The sequence below is a fragment of the Peptoclostridium sp. genome (assembly GCF_009881055.1).
Taxonomy (GTDB): domain Bacteria; phylum Bacillota; class Clostridia; order Peptostreptococcales; family Peptostreptococcaceae; genus Peptoclostridium_A.
Map to the genome: position 1 here is coordinate 74,110 of NZ_WXFG01000033.1, position 15,543 is coordinate 89,652.

Here is a 15,543-nt window from a genome sequence, read left to right on the forward strand (position 1 = left end):
GGACAAATGGAGGTGCGTCATGGTTAGGATGGGATTTGAAAACGAGCTCAAGGCACTCAAGCAAGAGGTTGTAGACATGCTTGACAAAACTGAGTTTTCAATAAAGACTGCTGTGAAATCGCTGGCTGAAAAGGACGTGGAGCTTGCAAAGGAAGTCATAACTCTGGACAATGAAATAGACCAGATAATGTACCATATAGAGGAGAAGGCTATAGAGCTTATAGCACTTCAGCAGCCCATGGCAAAGGATCTGCGCATGATTTTCGCCATAACAAAGATGATAACCAACATTGAAAGGGTGGGCGACTTTGGCGTAAACATAGCCAAAGAGGTCATAAAAATAGGTTCGGAAGAGCACATTAAGAAATGGGCTGACATAGTTAGAATGGCTGAGATAGTAATCAACATGATAGACAAGGTCAAGTCAAGCCTTATTCTTGAGGATGTGACTCTTGCCATGGAAGTCGGAGAATATGACGACATTGTGGACACTATGTACAAGGACATATATAACGACGTTCTTATAATGATACACAAAAACAGCGACTATATAAGCCAGGGCACAAAGATACTCTTTGTGGGCAGATATATAGAACGAATGGCAGACCACCTTACAAACGTGTGCGAGATGATAATATTCCTTGTAAAGGGCGAAAGAGTGGAAATAAATTAGGCTGTATTATTGACAAAAACATATATTGCTGTATAATTTAATAAACAAGCGACTGAATACACAGGCGATGAAGAAGAGGAGTACGCAATAATTCTTTCAAGAGAGGGAGCCTCACGGCTGAAAAGGTTCCTAAATGATAGTTGCGGAAGGTAGCTTCCGAGCTTCCAATCTGAAGTAGCAGTAGGATTGGACGGGATTTCCCGTTAAAAAACCCTTAAGAGCCAAGGCGGCAATGTCGTTTTGGAAGTAAGGTGGTACCGCGATTACACGACCTCGTCCTTATATTAGGACGGGGTTTTTCTATTTCTAAATATACAGGAGGTATAATATGGGCATTAAGAATCTTCCAAAGACATACGATCCAAAGGAGTTCGAAGATAGGGTATATTCAAGCTGGGAAGAAGGCGGATATTTCAAGGGCATAGTAGACGAGAAGAAGGAGTCATACTGCATATCGCTTCCTCCGCCTAACATAACTGGACAGCTGCATATGGGCCATGCACTTGACCACACGCTCCAGGACATACTTGTAAGATGGAGAAGGATGCAGGGAAGGGCCGTGCTTTGGCAGCCTGGAACAGACCATGCCAGCATAGCTACAGAGGTAAAGGTTGTTGAAAAGATACAAAAGGAAGAAGGCAAGACTAAGTATGAGCTGGGCAGAGAAGAGTTCCTTAAGAGGGCATGGGACTGGAGAGACGAATTCGGCAGAAAGATTGTCAACCAGATGAAAAAGCTCGGCGATTCCTGCGACTGGGAAAGAGAAAGATTCACAATGGATGAGGGCTGCAACAAGGCCGTAACAGAGTTCTTCGTAAAGCTTTACGAGGACGGCCACATATACAGAGGCAACAGGATAATCAACTGGTGTCCTGACTGCAAGACTTCGCTTTCAGATGCCGAGGTTGAACACGAAGAGCAAAGCGGCTTCTTCTGGCATTTTAAATATCCTGTAAAGGACAGCGATGAATTCATAGTAATAGCAACTACAAGACCCGAGACAATACTTGGCGACACGGCTGTTGCAGTTAATCCAGAGGATGAAAGATACGCCCACCTGCTTGGAAAGACGCTTGTGCTTCCGGGTGTTGGCAGGGAGATACCTGTAATAGCAGACTCGTACGTGGAGATGGAATTTGGAACAGGAGCAGTTAAGATTACTCCTGCGCACGACCCTAACGACTTCGAGGTGGGGCTAAGACACAATCTCGAGCAGGTTGTAGTTATGAATGAAGACGGCACAATGAACGAAAGAGCCGGCAAATACAGCGGCATGGACAGATATGAATGCAGAAAGGCAATCGTCAAGGACCTTGAAGAAGCTGGATACCTTGTAAAGATTGAGCCTCACAGCCACAACGTAGGCAAGTGCTACAGGTGCAACACTGTTATAGAACCTATGGTTTCGGAGCAGTGGTTTGTCAAGATGGACGAGCTTGCAAAGCCGGCAATAGAAGCGGTAAGAAGCGGCAACATCAAGCTGATTCCAGACAGATTCGACAAGACATATTTCAACTGGCTTGAGAACATAAGGGACTGGTGCATATCAAGGCAGCTATGGTGGGGCCACAGGATACCTGCGTACTACTGCGACGAGTGCGGGGAGATGATGGTATCAAGGACTGCTGTTACAAAGTGTCAAAAGTGCGGCGGCAGCGTAAGGCAGGACGAGGATGTCCTTGACACATGGTTCAGCTCGGCGCTTTGGCCCTTCTCAACTCTTGGATGGCCTGAGAAGACTAGGGAGCTCGACTTCTTCTACCCTACAAATGTGCTTGTTACGGGTTACGACATAATATTCTTCTGGGTAATAAGAATGGTATTTGCAGGACTTTACTGCATGGACAAGATTCCTTTCGACTACGTGCTAATACACGGCCTTGTAAGGGATTCGCAGGGAAGAAAAATGAGCAAGTCACTCGGAAACGGCATAGATCCGCTTGAGATAATAGACAACTACGGAGCAGACGCCCTAAGATTCACACTTACAACAGGAAACAGCCCAGGAAACGACATGAGATTCTACATGGAGAGAGTCGAGGCTGCCAGAAACTTTGCAAACAAGCTCTGGAACGCATCGAGATTCGTGCTTATGAACATAGAGGACGAAATGCTCGAAGGCCTCAAGAGGGAGAACGTAGAAAAAGACCTTACGATGGCAGACAAGTGGATAATCTCAAGACTCAACCGCGTGTCTGATGAAATCACAGACAACATGGAAAAATTCGAGCTTGGCATAGCGCTCCAGAAGGCATATGAATTTACATGGTCCGAGTACTGCGACTGGTATATCGAGATGGTAAAGCCAAGACTCTATGGAAGCGATGAAAAGGCCAAGGCCGCTGCGCTTTGGACTCTTACGCATGTGCTCGAGGGCATACTAAAGCTGCTGCATCCTTTCATGCCGTTTATAACGGAAGAGATTTACGGCTATCTTCCTACTGCAAGCGGCAGCATCATGGTGGCTAACTGGCCGCAGGCTTACGAAGAAAACAGCTTTGCAAAAGAGGAAGCCAACATGGACATGATAATGGAGGCTGTAAGAAGCATAAGAAACATTAGGGCTGAAATGAACGTGCCGCCTTCAAAGAAGGCATCTGTCATACTTGTATGTACAGGCGAGAAGATGGAAGCCATGAACAGCGGAATCGAGTACTTCATGAGCATGGCGAGCGCCTCGGATGTCAGGATAACAAGCGAAAAACAGGGAGTGCCTGAAGATGCCATGACGGCCGTTATAGATGGCGTTGAGATATTCCTGCCTCTTGAGGAGCTTGTGGATTTTGACAAGGAGATAGAAAGACTTGAAAAGGAAAAGAAGAAGCTTGAAGACGAGCTTTCAAGAGTTGCCGGAAAGCTTTCAAATGAGGGATTCCTGGCAAAGGCTCCTCAGAAGCTAATAGATGAAGAGACTGCAAAGAAGGACAAGTTCCAGGAGATGATGAATGCAGTCATAGAAAGACTTGATATGCTTAACAAGAAAAGATCTTAATCTGCGTGGCCGAAGGCATAACAAGCCTTCGGCCATTAGGGCATAGGAGGAAGAATATGAATTACAATGAGGCTATGGACTACATCCACGGCTCACTCAAGTTTGGAAGCGTGCTGGGTCTTGCCAGAATAAAAAAGCTCATGGAACTGCTTGGAAACCCCCAGGACACTCTTAAGGTGATACACGTTGGCGGGACTAACGGCAAAGGCTCAACCTCGTCTTTTATCAGTCAGATACTTATAGAGTCGGGCTACAAGACAGGGCTTTTCACGTCGCCGTATCTTGAGAGCTTTACAGAACGGATAAAAATTGACGGCAAGGATATAGGAAAGGACGAGCTTGCAAAGGCGGCCAGTGCAGTTAAAAGGAGCGCAGACACGCTAATATCATTAGGTTATGAGCATCCGACGGAATTTGAAATAGTAACGGCCATAGCCTTCTACTATTACTGGGAAAAGCAGGTCGACTTTGTAGTGCTTGAAGTGGGGCTTGGCGGGAGATGCGACGCCACAAACATAATTGAAAAGCCGCTTATAAGCGTTATAACACCGATAGAGATGGACCATATGGACGTGCTCGGGGATACTTTGGGCAAGATAGCCATGGAGAAGGCAGGCATAATAAAAAAAGGCTGCTCTGTAGTACTTCATCCTCAGGAGAAGGAGGCCATGGATGTTATAAAAAAGGCGGCTGCCGACAACAATGTCAAGCTTGTCGTAGCTGACACCTCCAAAAAGAATATCAAGAGTTCTACGCTTACAGGACAGGTGTTTGATTATGAAATCGACTCCCACATGTTTGAAAATATAAGCATAAGCCTCCTGGGCAAGCATCAGATAAACAATGCTATAGTAGCTCTTAATGTCATATGGCAGCTAAGTGAGGAGCATGGCTACTTCATAGACAAAGGGGCCATATATGAGGGCCTTAAAAAGGCTACTTGGCCGGGAAGACTAGAAGTTTTGGGTGAAAAACCGCTCATATTAATAGACGGCGCTCACAACTATCATGGCGCCATGGCTCTGTCCAGATTCATGGAAGACAATTTTCCAAAAGAAAGGGTAACCCTCGTGCTTGGGATGCTAAAGGACAAGGAAGTGGACAAGGTGCTCCGTGAACTGATTCCAAAGGCCGGCAGAGTTGTAACTACTTCTCCTGACAATCCAAGAGCTATGGATTCGGATGAGCTGCTCCACAGGATAAAGCTCATAGACAACAAGATAAGGATACTGGCCAGCCATAACAGCATAAAAAAGGCGCTCCATGAGGCTGTAGAGGAATCAGGCCCGGAGGATGTCATAATATTTGCGGGTTCGCTTTATATGATTGGCGCTGTAAGGAGTTTAATCAAGAAAGCTAAATAGAATACGATTTACTTAAAAGGCTCTGGATATTCAATGATATCCAGGGCTTTTTTATGTTTTCTTAACATGCTGATAATATAGTATACACAGACTTAACTGACTTAACTGACTGTTAACCGGTATATTTCAACGTTTGATGCTATAATTAAAAATGTGGAAGGGAAATGATTAAAAACTGAGAGGAGATAAAAACATGAAACTAAAAAAAATCGTAGGATTGGCATCAATGGTACTAATAGCATCAATGGCTCTTTTTACAGGTTGTTCGGGAGGAAATCAAGGAGGAGCAGAGAATGCAGGACTTTCAGGGGAAATTAAAATCGATGGCTCATCTACGGTATTTCCTATCACTGAAGCTATAGCTGAAGAATTCCTGGCTCAAAATCCAGATGTTAGAATACCGGTTGGCGTATCGGGAACAGGCGGAGGCTTCAAGAAGTTTACAATAAAAGAAACAGATATAAATGACGCATCCAGACCTATAAAGGATGAAGAAAAGCAGGCAGCAGAGCAAAACGGAGTTGAATTCATAGAACTTAAAGTAGCATTTGACGGTCTTTCAGTAGTAGTAAACCCTGAAAACACTTGGGTGGATTCGCTGACTGTAGATGAGCTTAAGAAAATCTGGGCACCAGACAGCACTGTAAAAACTTGGAGTGATATAAGACCTGAATGGCCAAACGAGCCTATAAAATTCTATGCTCCAGGAACTGACTCTGGTACATTCGACTACTTCACTGAAGAAATAAACGGCGAAAGCGGAGCAATGAGAGCAGACATAACTCCAAGTGAAGACGACAACGTGCTTGTGCAAGGCATAAGCGGCGACAAGAACTCAATAGGCTTCTTCGGATATGCATACTATGAAGAGAACGCAGACAAGCTGAAGGTTGTTAAGATAGACAACGGAAGCGGCCCTGTAGAGCCAACATTTGACACTATAAAGTCAGGCCAGTATGCGCCTCTTTCAAGACCTCTATTCCTGTATGTGAACAAGGAAGCTATGGCAAGACCAGAAGTTAAATCATTCCTTCAATTCTATCTTGAAAATGCAGGCACTCTTGCCAGCGAAGTAGGATACGTAGCTCTTCCGGATGAAGAGTATGCAGCAGGACTTGAACTTATAAAATAAATCAATATACGCAGCATAAGCTCATATAAAGGTCTTGGAATATTAAATAATATCCGGGACCTTTTATTTTTCAATAAGTATTTTCATACCCAGACAATCCTGTTAACATGGACTTAACACTATTAACAGACAGTTAACCGTGATGTTTCAACGGTTGATGCTATAATTTAAAATGTGTGATAGAAATGTTAAATGGACGACAAGGCGCAAGTTAAAGCCTCTAGTTGACATAGGAAGGGATGAAATTATGAAGATAATAAAGACAGCAGGGATAATATCAATGTTTATGATAGTCTCGATTTCACTATTTGCAGGATGCACAGGAGGCTCTAAAGGGAACGAGCTTACCGGAGAAGTAAAGATTGACGGTTCATCAACAGTCTTTCCGATAACAGAGGCCATTACTGAAGAATTCCTGGCCAAAAACCGATATGTAAGAATACCGGTCGGAGTATCAGGAACAGGCGGAGGCTTCAAGAAGTTTACAGCCGATGAAATAGACATAAATGATGCGTCAAGACCTATAAAGGACAAAGAAAAACAGCTTGCAGAGCAAAACGGAATAGAATATGTCGAATTAAGAGTAGCATATGACGGCCTTTCTGTTGTAGTAAACCCGGAAAACAACTGGGTGGATTCACTGACTGTTGAGGAGCTAAACAAAATTTGGTCTCCAGACAGCAAAGTCAAGACATGGAGCGATGTAAGACCCGAATGGCCGGACGAAGAGATAAAGTTTTATTCACCTGGAACCGACTCTGGTACATTTGATTACTTCACTGAGGCCATAAACGGTGAAAGTGGCGCCATAAGGGCTGACATAACACCAAGTGAAGATGACAACGTGCTTGCGCAGGGAATAGGCGGAGACAAGAATGCCATAGGCTTCTTTGGATTTGCATACTATGAAGCAAATGTGGATAAAATAAAAGCTGTAAAGGTAGACAATGGAAGCGGCCCTGTAGAGCCCACATTGGAAAGCATTAAATCAGGACAGTATGCGCCGTTGTCAAGACCACTTTTCATATATGTGAATAAAGAATCCATGGTTAGGCCTGAAGTGAAGGCATATCTTAAGTTCTATTTGGAAAATGCGGGTATTCTGGCGGAGGAAGTTGGATATGTTGCTCTTCCTGATGATGAATATGCAAAGGAACTTGAACTTATTTTGGAGGATAAATAGATGAATAAAGCCAAAAGAGGGCCAGACAAACATATAATGAGAATGCACTTTCAGGAAAAGCTGGTGAAACTTATACTGCAGGCATTTTCAGCGGTTTCCATACTAGTTACAATAGGAATAGTCGCAACGCTGCTTTGGGAAACGTTGGGATTCTTAAGGGAAGTTTCAATATTCGAGTTCCTATTCACTACAAAATGGACTCCTACACTTGAGCCCAGACACTTTGGCGTAATACCTATAGTGGTTGGAACCATGATGATTGCTGTGCTTTCGAGCATAGTATCAATACCGGTGGGACTCGGAAGCGCCATATACCTCAGTGAATTTGCACCTGCAAAGGTCAGAAAAGTTGTAAAGCCAATACTTGAGGTTTTGGCCGGAATTCCTTCAATAGTGTACGGCTTCTTTGCACTCAACTTCATAACGCCGTTTTTGAAGGGGATTTTTCCGCAGATAGAAGTGTTCAACGCATTAAGCGCCGCTATAGCTGTTGGAATAATGACAATGCCGATGGTCGCATCGCTGAGCGAGGATGCTATGAGGGCTGTGCCCAAGGCGTTAAGGGAAGGGGCTTATGCGCTTGGAGCTACAAAGCTTGAAGTTGCGCTCAATGTTGTCCTGCCGGCTGCAATCTCTAATGTCATATCATCCTTTGTACTTGCGGTATCGCGTGCGATTGGCGAGACAATGATTGTTGCAATAGCTGCAGGCTCAAGCAGTATACTCACCTTCAATCCGCTTAACAGTATACAGACTATGACAGGCTACATGGTTAATATAAGCATGGGAGACATTCAACATGGCTCTGTAGAATACAAGACTGTTTTCGCAGTCGGACTCTTGCTTTTCCTGATGACGCTGCTTATGAATATTCTCGCAAGACATATTGTAAGCAAGTACAGGGAGGAATATTAGTATGAAGGGAACTCACGCAGATATGGAAAACAACATATACAAAGGTGCGAATAGTAGCTCCAACCTAAAAGGCAGGAAGCTGATGAGCAAGATTTTCGAAGGCTTCTTTTTCATGGCCATAGCTTTTGGAATAATAATGCTCATATTGCTGCTGGCAAACATATTCAAGACAGGTATTGGCTGGCTAAGTCTGGATTTCATAACGAATCTGCCTTCAAGATTTCCGAAAAGAGCCGGCATATATTCGGCCCTTATAGGAAGCGTTTGGGTCATAGGGCTTACATTCCTGTTCTCATTCCCTCTTGGAGTCGGAACAGCGATATATCTGGAGGAATATTCTGACAAGAAGAAATGGTTCAACAATTTGCTGCAGATAAACATAGCAAACCTGGCAGGGGTGCCGTCGATAGTCTACGGTATTCTGGGACTTGCGGTTTTTGTAAGGCTTATGGCATTTGAGAGAAGCATACTTTCGGGAGCCTTGACTCTTGCGCTTCTGATCTTGCCTGTAATAATAGTATCATCTCAGGAAGCTCTAAAGGCTGTGCCTAACGAGCTAAGACACGGTTCATATGCTCTTGGAGTATCTAAATGGCTTACGATAACAGGAGTCGTGCTTCCGTATGCAATGCCGGGAATACTAACAGGCACGATACTTGCAATGTCGCGTGCGATGGGAGAAGCGGCACCGCTTATCATAATAGGAGCGGCAGGATATATAGCATTTATCCCAAGAAGTATCATGGACTCATTTACAGTGCTTCCAATACAAATATTTAACTGGACTTCAAGGCCTCAGGCTGAGTTCCAAAATGTTGCCTCGGCAGGCATAATAGTGCTGATAGTGCTACTCCTTTCGGCAAACGCCTTGGCTATATTCCTAAGGAATAAATACGAAAAATAAAGCGATTAATGCAAATAAAAAAGTCAGAGAGCAAACTCTCTGACTTTATGCTGTTTATGAAGCTGGCTGTTCTATTTTATGAGCAGCTGGAGTATGTCTCCGTAGAGACTGCTTGCGTTCTTCTTCCAGTTATCGCACATCAACCGGGCCTGCTTGTTTGACGGAAGGCTTATGCTAAGCTCGATAAGCGGTGTGCTGTTTTCTATTACGCTGAGCTCGACTGTGTATTCATGCTCACTTACCTTTTTGAAATTTGATTTTATTTGTGTATCCTTAACAAGGCGATCCTTGCTTTGCAGGAGGTAAAAATCAATTTTTTCGCGCGTGGCGTAAGGTATCCTTGATATGAAGTAGTTGAGCGTCTGCATACCCTTGGAAGTGATGTTATAGCGCTGGTTGTTGGAATCGCTGTCTTCTGTCACTAGTTCGTTTTCAGTGAGCTCTGCAATGTACTGCTTGAACAGAAAATAGTTCATAAGCTCGGTTTCCATTATTATCTGTGTGATCTGCGAATTAGTAAGTCCAAAATCAATGCTTTTAAAAATATATAAAATTAGCAGTTTCTGAATTGCCGACTCTTTAGATGAATTCTCAAACATTCAATCAACCTCCGAAAAATCTCTACTCATATTATATTAAACCATTTTGAGATAAAAAAAAAGGCCAATGGGATATAAAGCTTGTGGAAAATCAAAGTATTAATGTAAAAATTTACTTGTGATATTGAATATTTGGCAGACATGACTTATAATATAGATACATGTGGCATTATAGTATACATAGAAGGTGATTATTTTGGTTAAACAGGCATCTGAGTGCTCGCAGCATAGCATATGCCCTTGCAAGGGTAAAGAAAATATAGGCAACTTCATGGATTTTTTGAGGCCGTCTTTTGGAGAAAAAATACTACTTATGGGAGATGTGTCTTATTATGGTAAGTATTTGAAAAAAGCAGGAGCAGATGTCACAATATTTGAGCATGCTGAAAATTTCAATAATTCAGCAGTAATCAAAAATTCAAATTGCAGTATAGTTGACGGACTGCCTGAATATATGCCTTTTAAGGATTCGTGTTTCGACAAGGTTGTTTTCCTGAATCATTTTAACAGCTTTGATGACGAAAAAAAAGTGTTAAAAGAAGTTGACAGGGTATTAAAATTACACGGGGATATAATAATTGAGGAAGTCAATCCAAAAGGAATAATAAGGAAAATATCCATCATATTTATGAAGCTTCTGGGATTCCAGTGCAAATACTATGCACCTTGTGAAATATTAAGGCTTTTCAAAGGACTGGGCTATTCCGGGGAAATAAATGACGTTGAAAACAAAAAATTTATATATGTTGGCAAAAAACTTAATTAAAGACTAGTGCTGCTAGTCTTTTTTTTAAATTTATAACAGGGGTGATTTGATGACTGTACATTTTGAATTTGTAGCAATCATAATTCTTTTCATAATACTTGGAACTCTCCAACTTACTCTAAACAATATCCTCGTGCAGCTCAAGGAAATAAAAAATATCATACTGACAATGAAGGTAAAGGACAAGATGTAAATGGTAGGACTTAAAAATATCGAAGCAGACATACAAAACATTGCTGAAGCCATATCATGTGCATTAAAGGTTGACGTGACGATAGTTGATGAGCAACTTGTCAGGATAGCAGGAACAGGGGCGTATGTGGACAAGATAGGCGAGAGGGTAAGCAGTATGTCGGCCTTTGGAAGCTCTAAGGATACGGGCAGGAGTTTCATAATTGAAAATCCGAGGCTGGACGAGGTATGCAGGCTTTGCAGTATGAAATACGAATGCGTCGAATGGGGCGAGGTATGCTGCCCAATCATGCTTGAAGGGGAGATTTGCGGCGTAATAGGCCTCATAGCATTCGATGAGCAGCAAAGGGAGAACCTTCTTGAAAATAAGGCCCAGCTCCTCAATTTCCTGGGAAGAATGTCAGAGCTCATTTCAAGCAAGCTGAGAGCCGAGGAAAAGGCGAGCATGCTAAGGATTGAGACAAGCAGAATGCAAACGCTTATAAACAACATGGACAAGGCTGTCGTGTCAGTGAGCTTTGCCGGGGATATAAACATCTGGAATCAGAAGTTTGTGGATCTATTCAGTCAGTCTGACAAGATAGAGGGAAGAAGCATTTTTGATCTCCTAAGTTTTATTAAGTCGGATGAATTAAAGGGTGCAGCTGCCGGCAAAATTAGCGCAGGCTTTTTATACAGCAGGGGCAAAAAATCATTCAGAGGAATATACAATATAAATGCCGTCATAATAGACGGCAAGGCAGAAGGCTTTGTACTAGATTTTGTGGATGCGAAATCAGCCATAAGCGATTATAACGAAATAGCCTACTCTGAGTCTGGCATAGATTTTGAAAGCATAATAGGCAGCAGTGGGCCTATAAGTGAGGCCATAGAGCAAGCTAAGGTCGCAGCCCGCTCATCATCGGCAGTGCTTATAACGGGCGAGAGTGGAACAGGCAAGGAGCTTTTCGCAAGAGCAATACACGGCTCGAGTAAAAGAAAAAGCCATCCGTTCATAGCAATAAACTGCGCCGCAATACCAGAGGCGCTATTGGAGAGCGAGCTGTTCGGATACGAAGAGGGAGCATTCACTGGTGCAAAAAAAGGCGGAAAGCTCGGCAAATTCGAATTGGCTGACAGGGGCACGCTGTTTCTGGACGAGATAGGCGACATGAGTCTGCATCTGCAGGCAAAGCTTCTCAGGGTGCTCCAGGAGAAGAAGATAGACAAGATAGGAGCCAGCAGCAGCACGCCGGTGGATGTAAGGATACTCTCGGCGACTAATAGAAATCTTGAGGAAATGGTTGAAAAGCGAGAATTCAGAGAGGATCTTTTTTATAGGCTTAATGTAATTCCAATCAGAGTGCCTCCTCTGAGGGAACGCATGGAGGACATACCTGAGCTGGTAAGAAACCTTGCAAGCGAGTGTGCTCAGAATCTGGGAAAAAGCGTGGAAGGCTTTTCAGATTCAGTAATGAAAATAATTAAAGCATATGAGTGGCCGGGCAATGTTCGCGAGCTTCAGAACGTCATTGAGTATTGCATCAACATGACAAAGACAGGCTTGATAGCGCCGGAGGACCTTCCCGAAAAGCTCCGCATGCCAAGGCCGTCAAAGCAGAGCCATGTGGAGCATGAAGCAATAGTGCCTCTGAGAGAGCTCGAAAAGGCTGAAATACAAAAGGCGTTGCATACTTACAGGGATTACAAGCAGGATAAGGAAAAGGCGGCACAAGCCTTGGGCATATCCAGGGCGACTCTGTATCGAAAAATCAAGGAACATGAAATAATCTCAAAATGAGACAAAATCTCAAAATGAGATTATTTTTTTTGTTTTTGAGATATAAAATGTGAAAAAGACCATTGCATCTTTAACGCGTAATGCTGAGCTGAGTGCACCAGAAAATTCATGGATGTATATCATCCCGCATATTCCATATGATTGAATGGCATTTCATGAAAAAATCCGTGATATTCCCGATGAGAATTAAAAGTTGGCACGGAAAATGCTTAATATATTTTCATAATTGACAGTTGAAATTTGTGGATTGGAAAATGGAGGATAAGTCATGAAAAATACTATTATAGAGCTTCTAAAATCAGAGGTTAAGCCGGCACTGGGATGCACGGAGCCGGTTGCGGTGGCGCTGGCGGTTGCGAAAGCGAGAGAAATTCTTGGAGAAGAGTGCATAGAATGCAGCATAGAAGTAAGCTCCAATATATATAAGAACGGAATGGGAGTAGGAATTCCGGGGAGCAACGGAGGAGTCGGACTTGAAATAGCTGCTGCCATGGGTCTTTTGGGAGGAGATTCAAAGCTTGGGCTCGCCGTTCTTGAAAGTGTCCAGGAAAGCCAGCTTGAGAAGGCCCAAAGGCTGGTGGACGAGGGCTTCATAAGAGTGTATCCGCTTAAAGAAGGGGACAGGATATATGCAAGAGCTGTGCTAAAGGGTGAGAAGAGCGTGGCAGAGGCCATCATAAGCACAAAGCACGACAATTTTGTGCTGTTGAAAAAGGACGGGCAGGTGCTCTTGAATACCTGCATGAGCAACCTACAGGGCTCAGCTTCAAGCAGGAGTGATAGTCCGGTGGCAAGCTTCACTATAAGGGAGCTAATACAGCTGGTGGAAAGGCTTGAGCTCAGTGACATAGATTTTCTGCTTGAAGGGGTAAATATGAATACGAGAATGGCAAATGAGGGACTCTCTCACAAGCTAGGAGCAGGCGTTGGCTACAGCCTGAAAATGGCCATTGAAGACGGATTCATATCAGCAGACCTTGTAAATATGGCCATGATGCTTACGGCCGCGGCTTCTGATGCAAGAATGTCGGGAATCAAGCTGCCGGTGATGAGTTCGAACGGGAGCGGAAACCACGGCCTCACAGCTATACTTCCTATAGTTGCCTACAATGAAGAGTATCCTCAAAGCGACGAGAGACTTGCAAAGGCTCTTGCAATAAGCCATCTTGTGATAGGCTATGTAAAGAACTATACCGGAAGACTTTCGCCTGTATGCGGCTGTGGAGTCGCGGCATCAGTCGGTTCAGCGGCAGCAATAGCTTGGCTTATGGAACTGGGGTATGAAGCTGTAGAAGGTGCCATAAGCAATGTGATAGCCAATTTGAGCGGAATGATATGCGACGGTGCAAAGGCAGGCTGCGCATACAAGCTCTCAAGTGCAGCGGCGGCGGCAATGCAAAGTGCCATAAATGTAAAGTATGGCTCCATAGTTCCAAAGTTCAACGGCATAGTGGGAGAAACCGTAGAGCAGAGCATAAGAAATCTAGGCGAGGTAAGCGATAGGGGAATGAGCGTAACTGATGCTGTAATAGTTGACGTTATGGACAGGATGAACAAAAATAAGGCTGCCAGTATAATTATGGCCTAATTTATTGACAATACAGATATTTTAAATTAAAATTAATTTCATGAAAACTCTGTTGAAATATGGTCGCCGATCATCAATTCAGCAGAGTTTTTATATGGCATTAGAATATAAAATCCACACCGGAGGTAAATAATGGATATAGCAAATAAAAAGTGGGAAACGCTTTGCTCGAAGGAAGACATAGCTTCAAGGGTTGAGGAGCTGGGAAGACAGATTTCACAGGATTATGAGCACAAGAAGCTATTCGTTGTATCCCTTCTAAAAGGGAGCTTTATCTTTGCATCTGACATAGTCAGGAGCATAAGCGTGCCAGTGAAAATTGGTTTCATGACCACATCGAGCTATGAGGATAAATTTGAATCCAAGGGGAGCGTCAGTGTGCTGCACGACGTGAAAGAGGATATAGAAGGGTATGACGTGCTTATAGTTGACGACATAACTGATTCTGGAATAACAATGAATTATGTTGTGGAGCATCTTAAGGCCAAGAAGGCTGCAAGTGTTAAGTCGTGCGTGCTGCTTGACAAGCCAAGCAGGAGAGCCGTGGATTATCAGGCGGACTATATTGGCTTTACAATAGAGGATAAGTTTGTGGTAGGCTATGGCCTTGACTACAGCGATTACTACAGGAACATACCATATGTGTTTGCTGTTACAGACGAGGACAGATAAAATTAATAAAGGGGTGCCGGATATATCCCGGCACCCCTGATTTGATAATGTGAACTTAACCTCTAAGGTCGTCCATGAGCTTTGTTTTTTCTGAAGTCTTTTCATCCTTCATCTTGATTACCTTCGCAGGAGAGCCTGCCACTACGCTTCCTTCAGGAACGTCAGTTGTAACTACGGCTCCGGCTGCAACTACGGCATCCTTGCCAACCTTAACTCCCTCAAGTATAACAGCGTTGGCTCCTATCATAACGCCGTCTTCCACTATTACAGGAGTTGCCGATGGAGGCTCAAGCACACCAGCTACAACAGCTCCAGCGCCAACGTGAACGTTCTTGCCTATCATGGCCCTTGCGCCAAGCACAGCATTCATGTCTATCATTGTGCCTTCGCCGACTTCAGCGCCTATGTTTATAACAGCGCCCATCATAACAACAGCATTGTCAGCTATTGAAACCATGTCCCTTATAACGGCACCCGGCTCGATTCTGGCAGTAGTGCTGAGTTTATTGAACATTGGTATGGCTGAATTTCTTCTGTCGTTTTCCATGTGGTAGTCTGTTATTGCATCCTTGTTGTCTGCAAGTATGTTCTTAATGTCCTCATATTCGCCTATCAATATATATGAGTTGCAGCTTCCGAAAACCTTCAGGTCGCTGCATTTTTCCTTGTAAGAATAAGCGTCGAAGTCGCCGTTGACATATAGTGTCACAGGCGTTTTTTTCTTGACTTCTTTTATATATCTAGCTATTTCATAAGCATCTGTCATTTTTTTCATAAATTACC

Annotated in this window: 14 protein-coding genes and 1 other annotated feature; of the genes, 12 read left to right on the top strand and 2 right to left on the bottom strand. The window is 43.6% G+C overall.

What is annotated here, in order from left to right; all coding sequences use genetic code 11:
• Positions 1-19: 19 nt before the first annotated feature.
• The 7 genes from phoU (at position 20) to pstA (ending at position 9,163) form a co-directional block, all read left to right on the top strand.
• The gene (gene phoU / locus GT589_RS09785; protein ID WP_293398502.1) at positions 20-673 is read left to right on the top strand and encodes a phosphate signaling complex protein PhoU; all 654 of its coding nucleotides are present in this window, start codon (positions 20-22) and stop codon (positions 671-673) included.
• A gap of 58 nt (positions 674-731) precedes the next feature.
• Positions 732-957, top strand: a binding site (T-box leader).
• 44 nt (positions 958-1,001) lie between these two features.
• On the top strand, positions 1,002-3,665 hold the full coding sequence (locus tag GT589_RS09790; protein ID WP_293398503.1) for a valine--tRNA ligase: 2,664 nt from the start codon (positions 1,002-1,004) through the stop codon (positions 3,663-3,665).
• Between the two features lie 56 nt (positions 3,666-3,721).
• Complete coding sequence (locus GT589_RS09795) at positions 3,722-5,029, top strand: bifunctional folylpolyglutamate synthase/dihydrofolate synthase (RefSeq protein WP_293398504.1); 1,308 nt, start codon at positions 3,722-3,724, stop codon at positions 5,027-5,029.
• A gap of 193 nt (positions 5,030-5,222) precedes the next feature.
• Complete coding sequence (locus GT589_RS09800) at positions 5,223-6,161, top strand: PstS family phosphate ABC transporter substrate-binding protein (RefSeq protein ID WP_293398505.1); 939 nt, start codon at positions 5,223-5,225, stop codon at positions 6,159-6,161.
• A gap of 172 nt (positions 6,162-6,333) precedes the next feature.
• The gene (locus GT589_RS09805; RefSeq protein ID WP_330582902.1) at positions 6,334-7,344 is read left to right on the top strand and encodes a PstS family phosphate ABC transporter substrate-binding protein; all 1,011 of its coding nucleotides are present in this window, start codon (positions 6,334-6,336) and stop codon (positions 7,342-7,344) included.
• Positions 7,345-8,259 carry a phosphate ABC transporter permease subunit PstC gene (pstC, locus tag GT589_RS09810; protein ID WP_293398506.1) on the top strand — a complete coding sequence of 305 codons (915 nt, stop codon included), beginning with the start codon at positions 7,345-7,347 and terminating at the stop codon, positions 8,257-8,259.
• 1 nt (position 8,260) lies between these two features.
• Positions 8,261-9,163: a phosphate ABC transporter permease PstA gene (gene pstA, locus GT589_RS09815; protein ID WP_330582903.1), complete on the top strand. Its 903-nt coding sequence runs from the start codon at positions 8,261-8,263 to the stop codon at positions 9,161-9,163.
• Positions 9,164-9,234: 71 nt separating this feature from the next.
• Here pstA and GT589_RS09820 read toward each other — a convergent pair whose 3' ends face one another.
• Positions 9,235-9,762 carry a DUF4364 family protein gene (locus tag GT589_RS09820; RefSeq protein ID WP_293398507.1) on the bottom strand — a complete coding sequence of 176 codons (528 nt, stop codon included), beginning with the start codon at positions 9,760-9,762 and terminating at the stop codon, positions 9,235-9,237.
• A gap of 187 nt (positions 9,763-9,949) precedes the next feature.
• Here GT589_RS09820 and GT589_RS09825 point away from each other — a divergent pair, with 187 nt between their 5' ends.
• The 5 genes from GT589_RS09825 (at position 9,950) to hpt (ending at position 14,760) form a co-directional block, all read left to right on the top strand.
• Positions 9,950-10,528, top strand: a complete 579-nt coding sequence (locus GT589_RS09825; protein WP_293398508.1) for a class I SAM-dependent methyltransferase — start codon at positions 9,950-9,952, stop codon at positions 10,526-10,528.
• A gap of 49 nt (positions 10,529-10,577) precedes the next feature.
• Entirely contained in the window at positions 10,578-10,721 is a 144-nt protein-coding gene (locus GT589_RS09830; RefSeq protein ID WP_293398509.1) for a hypothetical protein, read from the top strand.
• Positions 10,722-12,500, top strand: a complete 1,779-nt coding sequence (locus tag GT589_RS09835; protein ID WP_293398510.1) for a sigma-54 interaction domain-containing protein — start codon at positions 10,722-10,724, stop codon at positions 12,498-12,500.
• A 268-nt stretch (positions 12,501-12,768) separates the two neighbouring features.
• Positions 12,769-14,088: an L-cysteine desulfidase family protein gene (locus GT589_RS09840; RefSeq protein WP_293398511.1), complete on the top strand. Its 1,320-nt coding sequence runs from the start codon at positions 12,769-12,771 to the stop codon at positions 14,086-14,088.
• 132 nt (positions 14,089-14,220) lie between these two features.
• Positions 14,221-14,760 carry a hypoxanthine phosphoribosyltransferase gene (hpt, locus tag GT589_RS09845; RefSeq protein WP_293398512.1) on the top strand — a complete coding sequence of 180 codons (540 nt, stop codon included), beginning with the start codon at positions 14,221-14,223 and terminating at the stop codon, positions 14,758-14,760.
• A 55-nt stretch (positions 14,761-14,815) separates the two neighbouring features.
• Here hpt and dapD read toward each other — a convergent pair whose 3' ends face one another.
• Positions 14,816-15,535, bottom strand: coding sequence for a 2,3,4,5-tetrahydropyridine-2,6-dicarboxylate N-acetyltransferase (gene dapD / locus GT589_RS09850; RefSeq protein ID WP_293398513.1), 720 nt, complete (start codon positions 15,533-15,535; stop codon positions 14,816-14,818).
• Between the last annotated feature and the right edge of the window lie 8 nt (positions 15,536-15,543).

Coding starts and splice junctions, on each gene's coding strand:
- phoU (WP_293398502.1), top strand. CDS start 20: ATGGTTAGGATGGGATTTGAAAACGAGCTCAAGGCACTCAAGCAAGAG.
- GT589_RS09790 (WP_293398503.1), top strand. CDS start 1,002: ATGGGCATTAAGAATCTTCCAAAGACATACGATCCAAAGGAGTTCGAA.
- GT589_RS09795 (WP_293398504.1), top strand. CDS start 3,722: ATGAATTACAATGAGGCTATGGACTACATCCACGGCTCACTCAAGTTT.
- GT589_RS09800 (WP_293398505.1), top strand. CDS start 5,223: ATGAAACTAAAAAAAATCGTAGGATTGGCATCAATGGTACTAATAGCA.
- GT589_RS09805 (WP_330582902.1), top strand. CDS start 6,334: ATGTGTGATAGAAATGTTAAATGGACGACAAGGCGCAAGTTAAAGCCT.
- pstC (WP_293398506.1), top strand. CDS start 7,345: ATGAATAAAGCCAAAAGAGGGCCAGACAAACATATAATGAGAATGCAC.
- pstA (WP_330582903.1), top strand. CDS start 8,261: ATGAAGGGAACTCACGCAGATATGGAAAACAACATATACAAAGGTGCG.
- GT589_RS09820 (WP_293398507.1), bottom strand. CDS start 9,762: ATGTTTGAGAATTCATCTAAAGAGTCGGCAATTCAGAAACTGCTAATT.
- GT589_RS09830 (WP_293398509.1), top strand. CDS start 10,578: ATGACTGTACATTTTGAATTTGTAGCAATCATAATTCTTTTCATAATA.
- GT589_RS09835 (WP_293398510.1), top strand. CDS start 10,722: ATGGTAGGACTTAAAAATATCGAAGCAGACATACAAAACATTGCTGAA.
- GT589_RS09840 (WP_293398511.1), top strand. CDS start 12,769: ATGAAAAATACTATTATAGAGCTTCTAAAATCAGAGGTTAAGCCGGCA.
- hpt (WP_293398512.1), top strand. CDS start 14,221: ATGGATATAGCAAATAAAAAGTGGGAAACGCTTTGCTCGAAGGAAGAC.
- dapD (WP_293398513.1), bottom strand. CDS start 15,535: ATGAAAAAAATGACAGATGCTTATGAAATAGCTAGATATATAAAAGAA.